The organism is Pantoea sp. sgz302252, assembly GCF_047713085.1.
Taxonomy (GTDB): domain Bacteria; phylum Pseudomonadota; class Gammaproteobacteria; order Enterobacterales; family Enterobacteriaceae; genus Scandinavium.
Map to the genome: position 1 here is coordinate 27294 of NZ_JBLFJW010000016.1, position 18593 is coordinate 45886.

Here is an 18593-nt window from a genome sequence, read left to right on the forward strand (position 1 = left end):
TTTTGTTCGGTCGCTAATGACAAAACGGCACTCGTTAGAGGTTTGTCATCAGTCTCAGGCGACTTATCGTCGCCTTATTTACCTTTGTTACTGACTTGTAAAGATTATTTAGCCTGATCGGCCAAACCGTCCAGATAACGTTCAGCATCAAGGGCAGCCATACAGCCTGTTCCGGCAGAGGTAATCGCCTGGCGGTAGATATGGTCCATCACGTCACCGGCTGCAAATACGCCAGGAATACTGGTTTGGGTTGCATTACCGTGAATACCTGACTGGACTTTGATATAGCCGTTTTCCAGTTCCAGTTGGCCATCGAAAATGGCGGTATTAGGGCTGTGGCCGATAGCAACGAACAGACCTGCTACTTCCAGCGATTCAATGTTGTCGCTGTTTTCGGTATCACGCAGACGCAGGCCAGTCACACCCATCTGGTCACCGGTCACTTCCTCCAGTGTACGATGCGTGTGCAGCACGATATTGCCGCTCTCGACTTTGTCCATCAGGCGCTTAACAAGAATTTTTTCAGCGCGGAAGGTGTCGCGACGGTGAATCAGATGCACTTCAGAGGCAATGTTGGCCAGATACAGTGCTTCTTCTACTGCGGTATTCCCGCCGCCGATCACCGCGACTTTCTGATTGCGGTAGAAGAAACCATCGCAGGTCGCGCAGGCAGAAACACCGCGGCCTTTGAACGCTTCTTCAGAAGGCAGACCGAGATAACGTGCAGAAGCACCAGTTGCAATGATCAGTGCATCACAAGTGTACTCTCCGCTATCGCCAGTCAAGCGGAAAGGACGGTTTTGCAGGTCGACTTTGTTGATGTGATCAAACAGGATTTCTGTCTCGAACTTCACCGCATGCTCATGCATACGTTCCATCAGCAGCGGACCGGTCAGATCATTCGGGTCGCCGGGCCAGTTTTCCACTTCCGTGGTGGTGGTCAACTGACCGCCTTTTTCCAGCCCGGTAATCAGCACCGGGTGCAGGTTAGCGCGTGCAGCATAGACCGCAGCGGTATATCCCGCAGGTCCAGAACCAAGAATAAGCAGTTTACTGTGTTTGGCCGTGCCCATGAGATCCCCATAAATGTTGGCAGACAATGGGCGGGATTGTAGGGAATTTACGGAAGTAATAAAAGCGTTCAGGAATTTTGTTAACGATATGTGTAATAGAATCCACCGATGGATTGATGAATTTATCAGCAATGGCCATAACTAAATCTACTGCCAATGGGGTGATTATAAGGAGATAACATGAGGATCAACCCCGGGCGATAATGAATATCTGGCATGTTGTACTAAAAATCGATGTTTTGCTTTGACAATCCCCTGTGCTTTTGCGAAAACAGGAAGGGAGAAAAAATCAGTGTTTGCAGTGTGGTGAATTTTTATGCACGCAAATGCCATTTTTAACCGGGTCAGCGTAATCAGCGCATGGTGTGGACAGACGCCATACGAGATAACGGTGACTGCCGCAAGGCAACGGCTTCTCAACACGTACCCATGGGTTATGCGTGCATCTGGTGACAGATTACCCACGCAGACGGCGGGGGCAGGCTCTGAACAGTGAAGTGCACAGAGTCAAGACAGGAGTAGGGAAGGAATACAGAGAGACAATAATAATGGTAGATAGCAAGAAGCGCCCTGGCAAAGATCTCGACCGCATCGATCGTAACATTTTGAATGAATTGCAAAAGGATGGGCGAATTTCCAACGTTGAGCTTTCTAAACGTGTGGGACTTTCTCCGACACCTTGCCTTGAGCGTGTCCGTCGACTGGAAAGACAAGGGTTTATTCAGGGCTATACCGCGCTGCTGAACCCGCATTATCTGGATGCATCGCTGCTGGTTTTTGTTGAGATAACTCTGAATCGTGGCGCCCCGGATGTGTTTGAACAATTTAACGCTGCTGTGCAAAAACTTGAAGAAATTCAAGAGTGTCATCTGGTTTCCGGTGACTTCGACTACCTGTTGAAGACCCGCGTACCGGACATGTCAGCGTACCGTAAACTGTTAGGTGAAACCCTGCTGCGCCTGCCGGGCGTGAATGACACCCGTACCTACGTGGTCATGGAAGAAGTCAAGCAGAGTAATCGTCTGGTTATTAAGACGCGCTAATACGGAACAGGTGCAAAATCGGCGTAAGTTGATTACACTCCTGTTAATCCATACAGCAACAGTGCCGGGGAGACCCGGCGCTGTTGTCCGTTTTAGCATCAAGGACCTGGAGAGCCTTTCTTGAGCCAGGAATACACTGAAGACAAAGAAGTCACGATTAACAGATTAAGCAGTGGGCGCCGACTTCTCGAAGCGTTCTTGCTTCTGTGTTCCCTTTTCGCCATCTGGTTGATGGCTGCATTACTCAGCTTCAACCCTTCCGATCCCAGTTGGTCACAGACCGCCTGGCATGAGCCTATTCATAATCTGGGCGGTCAGCCTGGAGCGTGGCTTGCGGATACGCTGTTTTTCATTTTCGGCGTGATGGCTTATACCCTGCCAGTGATGATTATTGGCGGCTGCTGGTTTGCCTGGCGGCACCGTGCGAGTGACGAATACGTCGACTACTTTGCTGTGGCACTACGCCTGATAGGCGTGCTGGCGATGATCCTCACGATGTGCGGCCTCGCGGCTATCAACGCAGACGATATCTGGTACTTTGCCTCTGGCGGCGTGATTGGTAGCCTGCTTAGCACGGCACTGCAACCGATGCTACACAGCAGCGGCGGCACGCTTGCGCTGCTGTGCATCTGGGCAGCAGGGTTAACCCTGTTCACCGGTTGGTCATGGGTAAGTATTGCCGAGAAAATTGGCAACTGGATCCTCAATGTTCTCACGTTCGCCAGCAATCGCACACGCCGTGACGATACCTGGGTGGACGACGAAGAGTATGAAGAATACGACGAAGATGCCCCGCATAAAGAAGGGCGTCGTGCCCGGATTCTGCGTGGTGCACTGGCTCGTCGCCAACGTATCGCCGAAAAATTCAGCAACCCGAGAGGCCGTCATACTGATGCTGCGCTGTTCTCGGGTAAACGCATGGATGATTCAGAAACGGAAGTTCAGTACACCGCGCACGGCCAGGCGGCCGATGCAGACGATGTCCTGTTCTCGGGGAATAGTGCTGCACGCCAGCCGGACGTTGATGATGTCCTGTTCTCTGGCAACAGCGCGGCTCGCCCGCAAGTCTGGGATGAAACCGATCCGTTACTGAATGGTCATTCGATCCATGAACCTGTTGCCGCGGCCGCTGCTGCAACGGCTGCCTCTCAGGCCTGGGCTGCACCAGCAGATCCTGTCATGCAAACTCCTTCAATTCCTGGCGCGGGCGCAGAAATGACCGCATCGGGTGTTGAATGGCAAGCCGTGCCTGCGCCTCAGTCGCCTGAACCGGTTATTGCACCTTCACCAGATAACTGGCCACCGCAAGCACCTGCAGCAAAACCAGATTATGTGCAGCCAGAAGCTTTCCGCCAGCAGCCTTCTATCGAAGAACTGTGGCAGGATCCAGTGCAGCAGCCCGCTGCGCCAGCGTGGCAGCAAGAAACGCACTATCAGACCGAACAACCGCATTATCAGGCAGAGCAGCCACAGTATCAGGCTGAGCCTGACTATGCGCCAGCGTCGGTTAATCCTGTTCCGCCAGCACAAGACATCGCGCCGGAGCCAGAGGAAGAAGTCAAACCGCAGCGTCCTCCTCTCTATTACTTTGAAGAAGTGGAAGAGAAGCGTGCTCGTGAACGCGAGCAACTGGCGGCGTGGTATCAGCCAACGCCGGAACCTGCGGCAGCGAAACCGTCTGCTATCCCAACCCCAACAATGCCTGTTGTTGATCCCGGCGCGGCAGTTGCACCGATTGCTGCCGGCGTGCATCAGGCAACTGGCGCCGCTGCGGCTGGTGCAGCCGCTGCAGCACCGCTGTTTAGTCTTGCCGAGGGTCCACGAACTCAGGTGAAAGAGGGGATTGGTCCGCAGTTACCGCGCCCTAACCGCGTTCGTGTGCCGACACGCCGTGAACTGGCGTCAGCCTCCTTCGGCATCAAACTGCCTTCACAACGTATGGCAGAAGAACGCGCACGCGAACAAGAACGTCATCAGTATGACTCAGATGACCTGATGGGCGACGAAGAAGCGGCGCTGCAGCAGGAGCAGGACGAACTGGCACGCCAGTTTGCTGCCACGCAGCAGCAGCGTTACGGCGAACAGTACGAAGAAAACAACGGCGTGCAAGAGGACGAAGAGAGTCTTGCTGAGGCAGAACTGGCGCGTCAGTTTGCCGCACAGCAGCAACAGCGTTATTCCGGTGAGCAGCCGCAAGGCGCGAATCCGTTCTCTCCAGCAGATTTTGAATTCTCGCCAATGAAAACGCTGGTTGATGAGACGCCTAAAACTCCGCTGTTTACGCCGAGTGTGATGCCAGAGCAACAGCCTGTTCAGCATCAACCTGCGCAGCCACAACAGCAGTATTCTCAGCAACCGGCCCAGCATCAGGCTTATCAACAGCCGCAGCAGCCAGTGCCTCAGCGACCTGCTCCACAGCCGCAGGAAAGCCTGATTCACCCGCTACTGATGCGAAATGGCGACGATCGCCCGCTGCAAAAACCAACCACACCGCTGCCGTCATTGGATCTTTTGACTCCGCCGCCGACAGAAGTGGAACCGGTTGATACCTTTGCACTGGAGCAAACGGCTCGCCTGGTGGAAACACGCCTGGCTGACTTCCGTATCAAAGCGGATGTCGTCAACTATTCCCCTGGCCCGGTGATCACCCGTTTTGAGCTGAACCTGGCTCCAGGGGTAAAAGCTGCGCGAATCTCTAACCTCTCACGCGACCTGGCTCGTTCACTTTCTACCGTAGCCGTGCGTGTGGTTGAAGTTATTCCAGGTAAGCCTTATGTGGGCCTGGAATTGCCGAACAAAAAACGCCAGACCGTGTATCTGCGAGAAGTGCTGGACTGCGCGAAATTCCGTGAAAGTCCATCGCCGCTGACCATCGTGCTCGGTAAAGATATCGCAGGTGAACCGGTTATTGCGGACCTGGCAAAAATGCCGCATCTGCTGGTCGCAGGTACCACCGGTTCTGGTAAGTCGGTCGGCGTGAATGCCATGATCCTCAGCATGCTCTATAAAGCGACGCCGGAAGACGTGCGCTTTATCATGATCGACCCGAAAATGCTGGAGCTGTCCGTTTATGAAGGTATCCCACATCTGCTGACGGAAGTGGTGACAGACATGAAGGATGCGGCCAACGCTTTGCGCTGGAGCGTCAATGAAATGGAACGTCGCTATAAGCTGATGTCTGCTCTCGGGGTGCGTAACCTTGCGGGTTACAACGAGAAAATTGCTCAGGCGGCACAGATGGGCCGTCCGATTCCGGACCCGTACTGGAAACCGGGAGACAGCATGGATGCCGTGCATCCTACGCTTGAAAAACTGCCGTACATTGTCGTGCTGGTCGACGAGTTTGCTGACCTGATGATGACCGTGGGCAAGAAAGTGGAAGAGCTGATCGCCCGCCTGGCGCAGAAAGCTCGTGCTGCAGGGATCCACCTGGTTCTGGCAACTCAGCGTCCTTCCGTTGACGTTATCACCGGGCTTATCAAAGCGAACATTCCAACCCGTATCGCCTTTACGGTATCCAGCAAAATCGACTCCCGTACCATTCTCGATCAGGGCGGGGCTGAGTCTCTGCTGGGTATGGGCGATATGCTGTATTCGGGCCCGAACTCAAGCGCTGCACCAACCCGTGTTCACGGCGCCTTTGTTCGCGACCAGGAAGTGCATGCAGTCGTTCAGGACTGGAAAGCGCGTGGTCGTCCTCAGTATGTCGATGGCATTACCTCAGACACAGAAAGTGAGGGTGGCGGTGCCGGTCTGGACAGCGGTGAAGAGTTGGATCCGTTATTCGATCAAGCGGTGAACTTCGTGACGGAAAAACGCAAAGCGTCCATTTCCGGTGTTCAGCGTCAGTTCCGTATCGGCTATAACCGTGCAGCCCGTATCATCGAACAGATGGAAGCGCAGGGCATCGTCAGCGAAGCAGGGCATAACGGTAACCGTGAAGTGCTTGCACCACCGCCGTTCGATTAATCGCCACGATTGAAAAGTTGCGTAAATAGCCAAAATTTAAGTATTTTCTCCTGTCCCGCTGTTGGCGAGAAGCCTACAGTGGGGGCAGAGAGACTCCCGCGTCGGGAGTGACGCATTTAAGGAATCAAGATGAAGAAAATTGCCATCACCTGTGCCTTACTGACCAGTTTTGTTGCAAGCCACGTCTGGGCGGATGCGGCGAGCGATCTCAAAAGCCGTCTGGATAAAGTGAGCAGCTTCAATGCCAGCTTCACGCAAAAAGTCACCGATGGTAGCGGCAATGCGGTACAGGATGGGCAGGGCGACCTTTCCGTCAAACGTCCAAACCTGTTCAACTGGCACATGACCCAGCCAGATGAAAGCATCCTGGTGTCCGACGGTAAAACCCTGTGGTTCTATAACCCGTTTGTTGAGCAGGCCACGGCGACCTGGCTGAAAGATGCGACCAGCAATACGCCGTTTATGCTGATTGCCCGCAACCAGTCCAGCGACTGGCAGCAATACAATATCAAGCAGAATGGCGATGATTTCGTGCTGACGCCGAAAGGCAGCAACGGCAACCTGAAGCAATTCACCATCAATGTGAGCCGCGATGGCACCATCCATCAGTTCAGCGCCATCGAACAGGACGATCAGCGCAGCAGTTACCAGCTGAAATCCCAGCAAAATGGCGCTGTAGAGGCATCTAAATTCACCTTTACTCCGCCGAAGGGAGTAACCGTGGACGATCAGCGTAAATAAGAGGCGTGCGTGAGCAATCTGTCGCTCGATTTTTCTGATAATGCGTTTCAACCTCTGGCCGCCCGTATGCGGCCAGAAAATTTAGCGCAGTACATCGGCCAGCAGCATCTGCTGGCCCCGGGTAAACCGTTGCCACGGGCCATTGAAGCAGGCCATCTGCATTCAATGATCCTGTGGGGGCCGCCTGGAACAGGAAAAACGACGCTGGCAGAAGTGATTGCCCGTTATGCCAACGCTGATGTTGAGCGAATTTCCGCGGTAACATCAGGTGTCAAAGAGATCCGCGAAGCTATCGAACGCGCCCGTCAGAATCGTAACGCCGGGCGGCGAACCATTTTGTTTGTTGACGAAGTTCACCGTTTCAATAAAAGCCAGCAGGATGCGTTTCTTCCGCATATTGAAGACGGCACCATTACCTTTATCGGTGCGACCACCGAGAACCCTTCCTTCGAACTGAATTCGGCATTGTTGTCGCGTGCTCGCGTTTATTTACTGAAATCGCTGATCACTGAAGATATTGAAAAAGTGCTGACTCAGGCGATGACGGATAAGGCTCGTGGCTATGGTGACCAGGATATTGTGTTGCCTGATGACACGCGAAAAGCCATTGCTGAACTGGTTAACGGCGATGCCCGCCGGGCGTTAAACACGCTGGAAATGATGGCGGATATGGCTGAGCTGGACGGCGCGGGGAAGCGAGTCCTTAAGCCTGAACTGTTGACAGAAATTGCCGGGGAACGCAGCGCTCGCTTTGATAATAAAGGCGACCGTTTTTACGATCTGATTTCGGCATTGCATAAATCAGTACGTGGCAGTTCACCCGATGCAGCACTTTACTGGTATGCGCGCATCATCACGGCTGGCGGTGACCCGCTTTATGTCGCTCGCCGCTGTCTGGCTATTGCGTCAGAAGATGTGGGCAATGCCGATCCTCGTGCAATGCAGGTCGCCATCTCAGCGTGGGATTGTTTCACACGCGTGGGGCCAGCCGAAGGGGAACGCGCGATTGCACAGGCCATTGTTTATCTGGCTTGTGCGCCGAAAAGTAACGCTGTTTATACCGCTTTCAAAGCCGCAATGGCGGATGCCCGTGAACGCCCTGATTACGATGTGCCTGAGCATTTACGCAATGCGCCGACCAAACTCATGAAAGAGATGGGCTACGGCCAGGAATATCGTTATGCGCATGACGAACCGAATGCGTACGCCGCCGGGGAAGTCTATTTTCCGCAAGAAATGTCGCAAACGCGCTATTATCAGCCGTCCTCTCGCGGCCTTGAAGGCAAGATTGGTGAAAAGCTCGCCTGGCTTGCCGAACAGGATCAAAATAGCCCCACAAAACGCTACCGCTAAACAAGGCGTTGCGGTAAGGTTGTCACTGTATCTCTATGACCGCAGGCTGCGGTCTTTCCTAATTTCAATTCGATAAGCACAGGATAAGCATGCTCGATCCCAATCTGCTGCGTACCGAGCCAGACGCAGTCGCTGAAAAACTGGCACGCCGGGGCTTTAAGCTGGATGTAGATAAGCTGGTCGCTCTTGAAGAGCGTCGTAAAGTTCTGCAGGTAAACACTGAAAATCTGCAGGCCGAACGTAACTCGCGATCGAAATCCATTGGCCAGGCGAAAGCGCGCGGGGAAGATATCGAGCCGTTACGCCTGGAAGTGAACAAGCTGGGTGAAGAGCTTGATGCCGCGAAAGCCGAGCTCGATGAGTTGCAGGCTGAAATTCGCAACATCGCGCTGACCCTGCCAAACATCCCTGATGACTGTGTGCCTGACGGCAAAGACGACAGCGAAAACCAGGAAGTCAGCCGCTGGGGCGAACCGCGTAAATTCGATTTCGAAGTCCGCGATCACGTGACCCTTGGTGAAATGGCGAAAGGCCTGGATTTTGCCGCTGCGGTTAAGCTGACCGGTTCTCGCTTCGTGGTGATGCAGGGACAAATCGCGCGCATGCACCGTGCCCTGAGCCAGTTCATGCTGGATTTGCATACCGAACAGCACGGCTACATGGAAAACTATGTCCCGTACCTGGTCAATCAGGATACGCTGTATGGCACAGGCCAGCTGCCTAAATTTGGCGGTGATCTGTTCCACACTCGCCCGCTGGAAGAAGAAGCAGATGCCAGTAACTATGCCCTGATCCCAACGGCTGAAGTTCCGCTGACTAACCTCGTGCGTGACGTTATTCTGGATGAAGACTCTCTGCCGCTGAAAATGACCGCACATACCCCATGCTTCCGTTCCGAAGCGGGTTCTTACGGTCGTGACACTCGCGGTCTGATCCGTATGCACCAGTTCGACAAAGTTGAGATGGTGCAGATAGTGCGCCCGGAAGACTCCATGGACGCACTGGAAGAAATGACCGGTCACGCGGAGAAAGTGCTGCAGTTGCTGGGTCTGCCATACCGTAAAGTTTTGCTGTGCAGCGGTGATATCGGTTTTGGCGCGCGTAAAACCTATGACCTCGAAGTCTGGTTGCCGGCGCAAGACACCTACCGTGAAATCTCTTCTATTTCCAACTGCTGGGATTTCCAGGCTCGCCGAATGCAAGCGCGTTGCCGCAGTAAAGCAGACAAGAAAACCCGCCTGGTTCATACCCTGAACGGTTCTGGTCTGGCTGTCGGCCGTACTCTGGTTGCGGTGCTGGAAAACTATCAGCAAGCTGACGGCCGTATTGAAGTGCCGGAAGTGCTGCGTCCTTACATGAACGGTCTCGAGTTTATCGGCTGATCCTGTTAAGCATTTCCTTCAAAAAAGCGCCTTCGGGCGCTTTTTTTATGCCTGTCTTGATACTGAACAATAACCCTTCGGTCGAAAACAGGGATACTCCTTCCGAATTATAAGCAGCATAAAACTCTAAAAAAGGCTGATTTCGTTATGTAAATTACTATATAACGAATGATTCATTTCAATGAGCAATGAAGTGAGTATCCATGAAAATTAAAACCCCCGACGTTTTGCTGAGCGCAGAAGTCAGTCGCCGAGGTTTGATGAAGACCTCTGCAATCGGTGGGCTGGCCATGGCCAGCAGCGCCTTCACATTACCCTTTACCCGAATTGCTAATGCGGCTGAAGCTATCGCCCCCGCAGGTGTTGCAGAGAAAGTTATCTGGAGCGCCTGTACGGTCAACTGTGGTAGCCGTTGCCCGCTGCGTATGCACGTCGTGGACGGTGAAATCAAATACGTCGAAACGGACAACACCGGTGACGACAACTTTGATGGTTTGCATCAGGTTCGCGCCTGTTTGCGTGGGCGTTCTATGCGCCGCCGCGTCTACAACCCGGATCGCCTGAAATACCCGATGAAGCGTGTAGGTAAGCGTGGGGAAGGTAAATTCGAGCGCATCAGTTGGGAAGAGGCGTATGACACCATTGCCAACAACATGCAGCGCCTGATTAAAGATTACGGCAACGAATCCATCTACCTGAACTATGGTACCGGCACCCTTGGCGGCACCATGACCCGTTCCTGGCCACCAGGAAAAACGCTGATTGCACGCCTGATGAACTGCTGTGGCGGCTATCTGAACCATTACGGTGACTACTCTACCGCGCAGATTGCGATGGGCCTGAACTACACCTACGGCGGTTGGGCCGACGGTAACAGTCCGTCAGATATCGAAAACAGTAAGCTTGTGGTGCTGTTTGGTAACAACCCAGGCGAAACACGTATGAGCGGCGGCGGGGTAACTTACTACCTCGAGCAGGCGCGTGAGAAATCTAATGCCCGAATGATCATCATCGATCCACGCTACACCGACACCGGTGCAGGTCGTGAAGATGAGTGGATCCCCATTCGCCCGGGTACTGATGCAGCGCTGATCTCTGCGCTGGCGTGGGTGATGATTAACGAAAATCTCGTTGACCAGCCATTCCTCGATAAGTACTGCGTTGGCTACGACGAGAAAACCCTGCCTGCAGGTGCGCCGGCCAACGGTCACTATAAGGCTTATATTCTGGGCCAGGGCAATGATGGCATTGCTAAAACGCCAGAATGGGCTTCCGCGATCACCGGCATTCCTGTCACGCGTATTGTTCAGCTTGCTCGTGAAATCGGCACCGCCAAACCGGCCTTTATCAGCCAGGGTTGGGGGCCGCAGCGTCATGCGAACGGCGAACTGGTTTCCCGCGCGATTGCGATGCTCTCAATCCTCACCGGTAACGTTGGCATCAATGGCGGTAACTCAGGGGCTCGTGAAGGCTCTTACGATTTGCCGTTTGAACGTATGCCGACTCTGGATAACCCCGTTCAGACCAGCATCTCCATGTTTATGTGGACAGATGCGATTGAACGCGGCACAGAAATGACCGCGCTGCGCGATGGTGTACAGGGCAAAGACAAGCTTGATGTGCCGATTAAGATGGTCTGGAACTATGCGGGTAACTGCATTATTAACCAGCACTCCGATATCAACCGGACACACGACATCCTGCAGGATGACAAGAAGTGCGAGCTTATTGTCGTGGTGGATTGCCACATGACTTCTTCTGCGAAATATGCCGATATCCTTCTGCCGGACTGCACGGCTTCCGAGCAGATGGACTTCGCGCTGGATGCTTCGTGCGGCAACATGTCTTACGTGATTTTTGCCGATCAGGTGATTAAACCGCGCTTCGAATGCAAAACCATCTATGAGATGACCACTGAGCTGGCGAAACGCATGGGCGTGGAGCAGAAGTTTACTGAGGGCCGTTCTCAGGAAGAGTGGATGCGCCACCTGTATGAGCAGTCTCGTCAGGCTATCCCGGACCTGCCTTCCTTCGACGAATTCCGTCAGCAAGGCATGTTCAAACAGCGTGACCCTGAAGGGCATCACGTGGCTTATAAAGCGTTCCGTGAAAACCCGGCGGCTAACCCATTAACAACGCCATCAGGGAAAATCGAGATTTACTCTGCTGAGCTGGCCAAAATTGCGGCTACCTGGGAGCTGGCGCAGGGCGATGTTATCGATCCACTGCCCATTTACGATCCTGGTTTCGAAAACTATAACGACCCGTTGACCAAACAGTATCCGTTGCAGCTAACCGGTTTCCACTACAAGGCGCGCGCGCACTCCACCTACGGCAACGTTGATGTGCTCAAAGCTTCCTGCCGTCAGGAAATGTGGATTAACCCAATGGACGCGAAACAGCGTGGCATCAGCAATGGCGACCGCGTGAAAATTTTCAACGGCCGTGGTGAAGTGCACATTGAAGCGAAAGTCACTCCGCGCATGATGCCGGGTGTTGTGGCTTTAGGCGAGGGGGCCTGGTATGCGCCGGATGCGAAAGGTGTCGATCAAGCCGGTTGTATCAACGTGCTGACGACACAGCGCCCATCGCCGTTAGCGAAGGGCAACCCGTCGCACACTAACCTCGTCCAGGTCGAAAAAGCGTAAGGAGTAACCGATGACCACTCAGTATGGATTTTTTATTGATTCCAGTCGCTGCACCGGTTGCAAAACCTGCGAGCTGGCTTGTAAAGACTACAAAAACCTGACGCCAGATGTCAGTTTCCGCCGTATTTACGAATATGCCGGTGGCGACTGGCAGGAAGACAATGGCACCTGGCATCAAAACGTTTTTGCCTATTACCTTTCCATCGCCTGTAACCATTGCGAAGATCCGGCCTGTACCAAGGTCTGCCCGAGCGGTGCGATGCATAAGCGCGAAGATGGTTTCGTGGTGGTGAATGAAGATGTCTGCATCGGCTGCCGCTACTGCCATATGGCGTGTCCGTACGGTGCGCCGCAGTATAACGAAGCCAAAGGTCACATGACCAAGTGCGACGGGTGCCATGAGCGCGTAGCAGACGGCAAAAAACCGATTTGCGTTGAGTCTTGCCCGCTGCGTGCTCTGGACTTCGGCCCAATTGAAGAGCTGCGTAAAAAGCATGGTCAGCTAGCGGCGGTCGCACCGCTGCCGTCTGCGCATTTCACCAAGCCAAGTATCGTAATCAAACCAAACGCCAACAGCCGCCCGACGGGAGATACCACCGGCTACCTGGCAAACCCGAAGGAGGTTTAAGATGGGAAGTGGATGGCATGAATGGCCGCTGATGATCTTCACGGTCCTCGGGCAGTGCGTGGCTGGCGGTTTTATTGTTCTGGCGCTGGCGCTGATCAAAGGTGGGCTCTCTCGCGAGCAGCAGCGTCTGGTGGTGCTGACTATGTTTGGTCTGTGGGTGTTGATGGGGCTTGGCTTTATCGCTTCTATTCTGCACCTTGGCTCACCACTGCGCGCGTTTAACTCCCTGAACCGCATCGGTGCCTCTTCGCTGAGTAATGAGATTGCCAGTGGCTCCGTGTTCTTTGCGGTGGGCGGCATTGGCTGGTTGCTGGCTGTTATCAACAAGCTGCCTCAGGCGCTGCGTAACGTCTGGCTGGTGCTGACGATGGTGCTGGGCGTGGTGTTCGTATGGATGATGGTACGCGTGTATAACACCATCGATACCGTACCGACCTGGTACAGCGTCTGGACACCGATGAGCTTCTTCCTGACCCTCTTTATTGGCGGGCCGCTGCTGGGCTATCTGCTGCTGCGTGTTGCCGGGGTTGAAGGTTGGGCGATGCGTCTGCTCCCGGCTATCTCGCTGGCAGGGCTGTTGGTCAGCGCTATTGTGGTGGTGATGCAGGGCAGCGAGCTGGCGACCATTCACAGCTCGATTCAACAGGCTTCGGCTTTAGTACCCGCTTATGGCTCGCTGATGGCCTGGCGTCTGGCCATTCTCGCGCTGGCGCTGGTGTGCTGGATTGCGCCGCAGGTGAAAGGGCGTATACCAGCGGTACCGCTGCTGAGCCTGGCCTTTGTGCTGGTCGTGGTCGGTGAGTTGATTGGTCGCGGTGTGTTCTACGGTCTGCATATGACGGTGGGCATGGCTGTCGCCAGTTAATGCCATTTATTGCGCCGGGCTGTAATGGCCCGGTGCAATAAAAAATGCTTTCTTTCCATGAAATTTTTCAACTGAAAATAAGTCGCTGTTTTTCTCCTTTCTTAATAAAAACAATGGAATAATTTAAAAATAAATTCCATTGCCGCTGCGCTAAATAAAAAACTTCTATTGTTCCTCTGAAAGCCGCGTCAGTACTGGCTTCGCGCCGATTGACTTTGCCGCAAAGGGTGGCATGATGCGCTCGAATTCTGATCATCCTCACGGTTTTTTTACTCATGTCCACGTACTCCCGCCCAGTGCTTTTATTGCTCTGTGGCTTACTTTTGCTGACTCTGGCTATCGCGGTGCTTAATACGCTGGTGCCATTGTGGCTGGCTCACGATCATCTGCCCACCTGGCAAGTCGGGATGGTGAGTTCATCCTATTTCACCGGCAACCTGGTTGGCACGCTACTTTGTGGACGCTTGATTAAGCGCTTTGGTTTCAATCGCAGCTATTATGTCGCCTCACTGATCTTTGCTCTGGGATGCGTAGGGCTTGGCTTCAGCATCGGCTTTGTCAGTTGGATGGGCTGGCGATTCCTGGCTGGCATCGGCTGCGCCATGATTTGGGTGGTGGTGGAAAGTGCACTGATGTGCAGCGGCACGTCCCGCAATCGTGGGCGTCTGCTGGCGGCTTACATGATGGTCTATTACGTGGGGACCGTGCTGGGGCAGTTGATGGTCAGTAAATTGCCGACCGACCTGATGAGCGTCCTGCCTTGGGTCACAGGCATGGTGCTGGCAGCGATCTTGCCACTGCTGTTTACCCGAATCATGAACAACCAAAGCGAGCATGAGGCACCCACGCAGGTCTGGCCGATGCTGAAACTTCGCCAGGCACGTCTGGGCGTGAACGGTTGCATTGTTTCCGGTATTGCTCTCGGCTCATTGTACGGCCTGATGCCACTGTGGCTGAACCATCAGGGTTACAGCGATTCAGGCATTGGCTTCTGGATGGCGGTGATGGTGAGCGCGGGGATCGTGGGGCAGTGGCCGATTGGTCGCCTGGCCGATCGCTATGGCCGTTTGTTGGTACTGCGAGTACAGGTGTTCGTTGTCATTCTGGGCAGCCTTGCGATGCTGAGCGGCGCGGCAATGGCACCGACTTTGTTTATCCTTGGTGCCGCGGGTTTCACACTGTATCCGGTAGCCATGGCCTGGGCGTGTGAAAAAGTTGAACATCACCAGTTGGTCGCGATGAATCAGGCGTTGCTGTTGAGCTATACGATTGGCAGCCTGCTGGGCCCAACGTTCACCTCGATGCTGATGCAAAACTTCTCTGATAATTTGCTGTTCGTGATGATTGCCAGCGTCGCCTTTATCTATCTGTTGATGCTGCTGCGCAAAGCCGGGCATCACCCGACGCCAGTGGCACACGCCTGACGGCATATCCGGCCTGAATATCCAGGCCGGACGTTTTCCCTAATGAATGGCGTGCAGCAATGCTGTTTCGTTATCGGTTGCCAGAAGCTCCTCCAGTCGGTTTTCCTCATCCAGCCACTGTGTCAGTTGTTGAATTTTTGCCAGATGATCGCTGCCACTGCCTGCAGCCAGGACGATCAGCAAGCCTACGGCATCGTGGCCCTCAAAGAGCACGTTATCGCGAATGCGTAGCAGTGAAAGATGTGTTTCCTGACTCAGCACGCCTTGTTCGGGCCGGGCATGCGGCATTGCAAATCCTGATGTGAGGATATACCAGGGGCCGCTTTTTTCCGTTTCCGCAATGATAGCCTCTGCATACTCCTGACTGACAAGACATTGCTCCTCAAGAGGCTTACAGGCCAGGCGCACAGCCCGCTGCCAGCTCGAACAGCGCTGAACAAATTGTACGGCGCTAAAGGCAAATATTGGCATTCAGGCCTCGCTTAACGCCTTAAACAACGCTTCTCCACTTATGCCATATTTTGCCTTTAGTTGCCGGCTGTTTCCGGATTCAGTGAAGGTATCCCGGGTGCCGAGGCGGATGAGTCTTGCTCCGCTGCCAACGTCTGCCATGGCCTCTGCAATCTGACCTCCCAGCCCACCGTTAATGGTGTGGTTTTCAAGCGTCGCGATGAGCGGGCATGAGCCCGTGAGCTGTAAAAAAGCCTCGCTGTTAAAGGGTTTCAGGCAAGCCACGTGAATGAGTTTGCCGTGCCGACCGCTCATCTCAAGCCTGTCAAAACCGTCGCTGGCCTGTTCCAGCACCGTTCCCTCATACAAAATGGCAAAATCGTTACCGCTGTCGCGAACGGCAGCGATATCCGTGACGCGTGGAACCTGAGATTTGTCCCTTACAGGCATCGGTTCGCGGGCGACACGGATGTACACGGGCCCCTTTATGCTGGCTGCTTGCTCAAAAGCTGCTTCTATTTCTTCCGCATCTGCAGGGGTGAGAATGGTGATCCCCGGTAATACGCGAGTTAACGCCAAATCTTCCAGGGCATGATGCGATGCCCCATCCGGGCCGTCATCCATGCCAGGATGGCTGCCAACCAGTTTGATATTCGCTTTGGCGTAACAGGCTTGCCGCAACTGAGTCCAGGCGGTACCGGTGACGAACATCGCAAAATTGACATAGAAGGCAATATTTCCTTCTAGCGCCTGACCCACGGCGAAGCTCATTGCCGAACCTTCGGCGATGCCCATCTCAAAAAATGCTTCGGGAAACTGCGTCTGGAATTGATCTGTTCGGGTTGAGCTGGCCAGGTCGCTGTCGATGACCACGACGGGATAGCCTTTGTGTTTGAGGCTTATCAAAGCATGGCCGATTTCATCACGGGGGGCTTTCATCATTGCAATTCCTCCATTGCCTGCTGGTACTGTTCTGTGGTCGGGGTTTTGGAATGCCAGTCACCGTTATTTTCCATGTAACTGATGCCACAACCTTTGGTGGTATGAGCCACAATCGCGACGGGTTTGCCCCTGAGATGGCGCGAAAGCATCATTGTGTCAGCAACCTGATGCATATCGTTGCCGTTATGGAGTTCAAGCACGTGCCAGCCGAAACAACGAATTTTGTCTGCCAGCGGCTCGAGGTTGATTACGCTGTTAACCGGGTCATGCGAGGAGAAGCCGTTGTAATCGATAATCGCGACCAGATTGTCTATTTTCATATGGCTCGCTTGTTGCAGCGATTCCCAGATTTGCCCTTCATGCATTTCCCCATCGCCCAGGATGGCAAATACGCGATGGGGATCGCCTGCGAGTTTTTTTGCCGCCGCCATGCCCAGCGCAACGGATAGCCCTTGCCCCAATAATCCGGTTGTGGCATCGACTTCGGGGAGGGATTTGATGCTGGGATGACCCTGCAGACGTGAATTGATTTGCCGAAATGTGCTGAACTCCTCCCGTCTAATCTTCCCTAATTGATACAAAAGCGCATATTGCGCCGCGACGGCGTGGCCTTTGCTCATCACCACTCGTGCCCGGGGAGAGGCAGTCAGGTCGATTTCACGGTGATACAGCCAGGTCAGGATCTCCACAATGGAGAGCGCACCACCCGGATGCCCAATACCCGATTCATAAATCATGCTGACAATATCGCGTCGTGCCGTTCGCGCATGCTCTTTAAGTTGTTCAATAGTCATAGCCACTCCTGATTACGGCAACATTTTGCCGATGTAGTACACAACGAGACCGAGGGCGACAAAGTCTGTTTCCGGGAAACTTGTGCCCGAGAGGCCCACAGACTCCATGATGGGATAGATAAGCGCAGGGCCAATGCCGATCAAAATACCGGTGATAAAGCTACCGGCGATGGCCCCTTTCCAGCCACCAGAGGCATTACCGAACACTGCAGCAGTGGCACCAATAAAGAAGTAAGGGATTGCAACAGGGATAATGACCGTCTGACCAATCATCGCCAGCACGCCCATCACCACCAGGCCGCCAATAAAGGAAGAGATAAATCCAAGCACGGTTGCCGTTGGGGCATAAGGAAAGACCACCGGGCAATCGAGCGCAGGTTTTGCGTTAGGAATGAAGCGCTCTGAGATACCGAGAAAAGCCGGGACAATTTCTGAGAGCAGTAAGCGTACGCCGGTAATGATAATGTAGAGTGATGCGGTGAATGTTAGCGACTGGAACAGCGGATATACCAACCAGTGCATTCCCCCGGCTGCCGCAGTCACGGCGGCTTTGCCTGCGGCGAGGGCCGCAATGTAGTAAAAGATGCTCACCGAAATCGACACCGAGACAATGTAGTCTTTAAAGATCCCAAGCCAGCCGGGAAGATTTAGCTTCTCAGTGGAATCTTTAGGATCGCCGACTTTAGAACCAATCCAGCCGGAGGCCGCATAGGCTAGCGTCACATAATGGCCCATCGCAATTTCATCGTTGCCGGTTATCTTGCGCATCCACGGCTGAGCAATTGCCGGATAGATACAGGCCGCCAGCCCCAACAGGATTGACCCGGTAATGATGGTAACCGCGTCGCTATAGCCAAGGGCTTTTAAGGTGACGGTCAGCAGGGCAGAGAGATAGAGATTATGTTGCCCGGTCAGGAAGATATATTTAAACGGGGTGATACGCGCAAAGACCAGATTCCAGCCAAACCCGACGACCATAATCAGCGAGACGCACATCGCGAATTTGGTCTGTGCGAGACCGGTCAAAGCCTCTGCCAGTGGCATGACGCCCTTGAGGCCGAATCCTTGACTGAACAGCGTCTGAAAGTTGCCCAGAGAAGTGACTGCAAGCCCGGCGCCCCCGGCGAAGACCAGAAAACCGACGATAGTCTTGAAGGTACCTGACAGGACTTTCTCAATCGGCTTGCGCTGAGTGATTAAGCCGATAAGTGCAATAAAACCAACTAAAAGTGGGGTTACGCCGAGAATGTCGAATACAATAAACCTGAGGAGTTCCATATT

At 53.8% G+C, this 18593-nt stretch carries 15 protein-coding genes; 9 read left to right on the plus strand and 6 right to left on the minus strand.

All coding sequences use genetic code 11. The annotated features are described in order from the left end of the window. Positions 1–104 precede the first annotated feature (104 nt). Complete coding sequence (trxB, locus tag ACLW56_RS13520; protein ID WP_330984291.1) at positions 105–1073, minus strand: thioredoxin-disulfide reductase; 969 nt, start codon at positions 1071–1073, stop codon at positions 105–107. Positions 1074–1621: 548 nt separating this feature from the next. On the opposite strand from trxB, the gene lrp reads away from it, so the two are divergent. The 8 genes from lrp to ACLW56_RS13560 all read left to right on the plus strand — a co-directional run bounded on the left by lrp (position 1622) and on the right by ACLW56_RS13560 (position 13702). After that, the gene (gene lrp, locus ACLW56_RS13525) at positions 1622–2116 is read left to right on the plus strand and encodes a leucine-responsive transcriptional regulator Lrp (protein ID WP_000228469.1); all 495 of its coding nucleotides are present in this window, start codon (positions 1622–1624) and stop codon (positions 2114–2116) included. Positions 2117–2236: 120 nt separating this feature from the next. After that, a complete protein-coding gene (locus ACLW56_RS13530; protein WP_330984292.1) occupies positions 2237–6085 on the plus strand; it encodes a DNA translocase FtsK 4TM domain-containing protein in 3849 nt (1282 codons plus the stop codon). Between the two features lie 129 nt (positions 6086–6214). Then, positions 6215–6826 (plus strand): outer membrane lipoprotein chaperone LolA, encoded by a 612-nt coding sequence (lolA, locus tag ACLW56_RS13535; protein ID WP_330984293.1) that lies wholly within the window; start codon positions 6215–6217, stop codon positions 6824–6826. Between the two features lie 9 nt (positions 6827–6835). Next, entirely contained in the window at positions 6836–8179 is a 1344-nt protein-coding gene (rarA, locus tag ACLW56_RS13540; protein WP_330984294.1) for a replication-associated recombination protein RarA, read from the plus strand. 89 nt (positions 8180–8268) lie between these two features. Continuing rightward, positions 8269–9561 carry a serine--tRNA ligase gene (gene serS, locus ACLW56_RS13545; protein WP_330984295.1) on the plus strand — a complete coding sequence of 431 codons (1293 nt, stop codon included), beginning with the start codon at positions 8269–8271 and terminating at the stop codon, positions 9559–9561. A 203-nt stretch (positions 9562–9764) separates the two neighbouring features. Further along, entirely contained in the window at positions 9765–12209 is a 2445-nt protein-coding gene (gene dmsA, locus ACLW56_RS13550) for a dimethylsulfoxide reductase subunit A (protein WP_330984296.1), read from the plus strand. Between the two features lie 10 nt (positions 12210–12219). Beyond that, complete coding sequence (locus ACLW56_RS13555; protein ID WP_330984297.1) at positions 12220–12837, plus strand: DMSO/selenate family reductase complex B subunit; 618 nt, start codon at positions 12220–12222, stop codon at positions 12835–12837. Position 12838: 1 nt separating this feature from the next. Continuing rightward, positions 12839–13702 carry a dimethyl sulfoxide reductase anchor subunit family protein gene (locus tag ACLW56_RS13560; protein ID WP_330984298.1) on the plus strand — a complete coding sequence of 288 codons (864 nt, stop codon included), beginning with the start codon at positions 12839–12841 and terminating at the stop codon, positions 13700–13702. 67 nt (positions 13703–13769) lie between these two features. Here the strand turns inward: ACLW56_RS13560 and ACLW56_RS13565 are convergent, their stop codons facing one another. Then, complete coding sequence (locus ACLW56_RS13565; RefSeq protein ID WP_330984299.1) at positions 13770–13979, minus strand: hypothetical protein; 210 nt, start codon at positions 13977–13979, stop codon at positions 13770–13772. Here ACLW56_RS13565 and ACLW56_RS13570 point away from each other — a divergent pair. After that, positions 13978–15126, plus strand: a complete 1149-nt coding sequence (locus ACLW56_RS13570; RefSeq protein WP_330984300.1) for an MFS transporter — start codon at positions 13978–13980, stop codon at positions 15124–15126. The genes ACLW56_RS13565 and ACLW56_RS13570 overlap by 2 nt on opposite strands. 39 nt (positions 15127–15165) lie before the next feature. Here the strand turns inward: ACLW56_RS13570 and ACLW56_RS13575 are convergent, their stop codons facing one another. From ACLW56_RS13575 to ACLW56_RS13590, 4 genes are read right to left on the minus strand one after another with little or no spacing between them, the layout of a single operon-like run. Next, positions 15166–15597, minus strand: a complete 432-nt coding sequence (locus tag ACLW56_RS13575) for a PTS sugar transporter subunit IIA (protein ID WP_330984301.1) — start codon at positions 15595–15597, stop codon at positions 15166–15168. Then, complete coding sequence (locus ACLW56_RS13580; protein WP_330984357.1) at positions 15598–16515, minus strand: transketolase family protein; 918 nt, start codon at positions 16513–16515, stop codon at positions 15598–15600. Beyond that, entirely contained in the window at positions 16515–17312 is a 798-nt protein-coding gene (locus tag ACLW56_RS13585; protein WP_330984302.1) for a transketolase, read from the minus strand. The genes ACLW56_RS13580 and ACLW56_RS13585 overlap by 1 nt, the downstream gene beginning before the upstream one ends. A gap of 12 nt (positions 17313–17324) precedes the next feature. Next, positions 17325–18590, minus strand: a complete 1266-nt coding sequence (locus ACLW56_RS13590) for a PTS ascorbate transporter subunit IIC (protein ID WP_330984303.1) — start codon at positions 18588–18590, stop codon at positions 17325–17327. Between the last annotated feature and the right edge of the window lie 3 nt (positions 18591–18593).

Coding starts and splice junctions, on each gene's coding strand:
- trxB (WP_330984291.1), bottom strand. CDS start 1,073: ATGGGCACGGCCAAACACAGTAAACTGCTTATTCTTGGTTCTGGACCT.
- lrp (WP_000228469.1), top strand. CDS start 1,622: ATGGTAGATAGCAAGAAGCGCCCTGGCAAAGATCTCGACCGCATCGAT.
- lolA (WP_330984293.1), top strand. CDS start 6,215: ATGAAGAAAATTGCCATCACCTGTGCCTTACTGACCAGTTTTGTTGCA.
- serS (WP_330984295.1), top strand. CDS start 8,269: ATGCTCGATCCCAATCTGCTGCGTACCGAGCCAGACGCAGTCGCTGAA.
- dmsA (WP_330984296.1), top strand. CDS start 9,765: ATGAAAATTAAAACCCCCGACGTTTTGCTGAGCGCAGAAGTCAGTCGC.
- ACLW56_RS13555 (WP_330984297.1), top strand. CDS start 12,220: ATGACCACTCAGTATGGATTTTTTATTGATTCCAGTCGCTGCACCGGT.
- ACLW56_RS13560 (WP_330984298.1), top strand. CDS start 12,839: ATGGGAAGTGGATGGCATGAATGGCCGCTGATGATCTTCACGGTCCTC.
- ACLW56_RS13570 (WP_330984300.1), top strand. CDS start 13,978: ATGTCCACGTACTCCCGCCCAGTGCTTTTATTGCTCTGTGGCTTACTT.
- ACLW56_RS13565 (WP_330984299.1), bottom strand. CDS start 13,979: ATGAGTAAAAAAACCGTGAGGATGATCAGAATTCGAGCGCATCATGCC.
- ACLW56_RS13575 (WP_330984301.1), bottom strand. CDS start 15,597: ATGCCAATATTTGCCTTTAGCGCCGTACAATTTGTTCAGCGCTGTTCG.
- ACLW56_RS13580 (WP_330984357.1), bottom strand. CDS start 16,515: ATGAAAGCCCCCCGTGATGAAATCGGCCATGCTTTGATAAGCCTCAAA.
- ACLW56_RS13585 (WP_330984302.1), bottom strand. CDS start 17,312: ATGACTATTGAACAACTTAAAGAGCATGCGCGAACGGCACGACGCGAT.
- ACLW56_RS13590 (WP_330984303.1), bottom strand. CDS start 18,590: ATGGAACTCCTCAGGTTTATTGTATTCGACATTCTCGGCGTAACCCCA.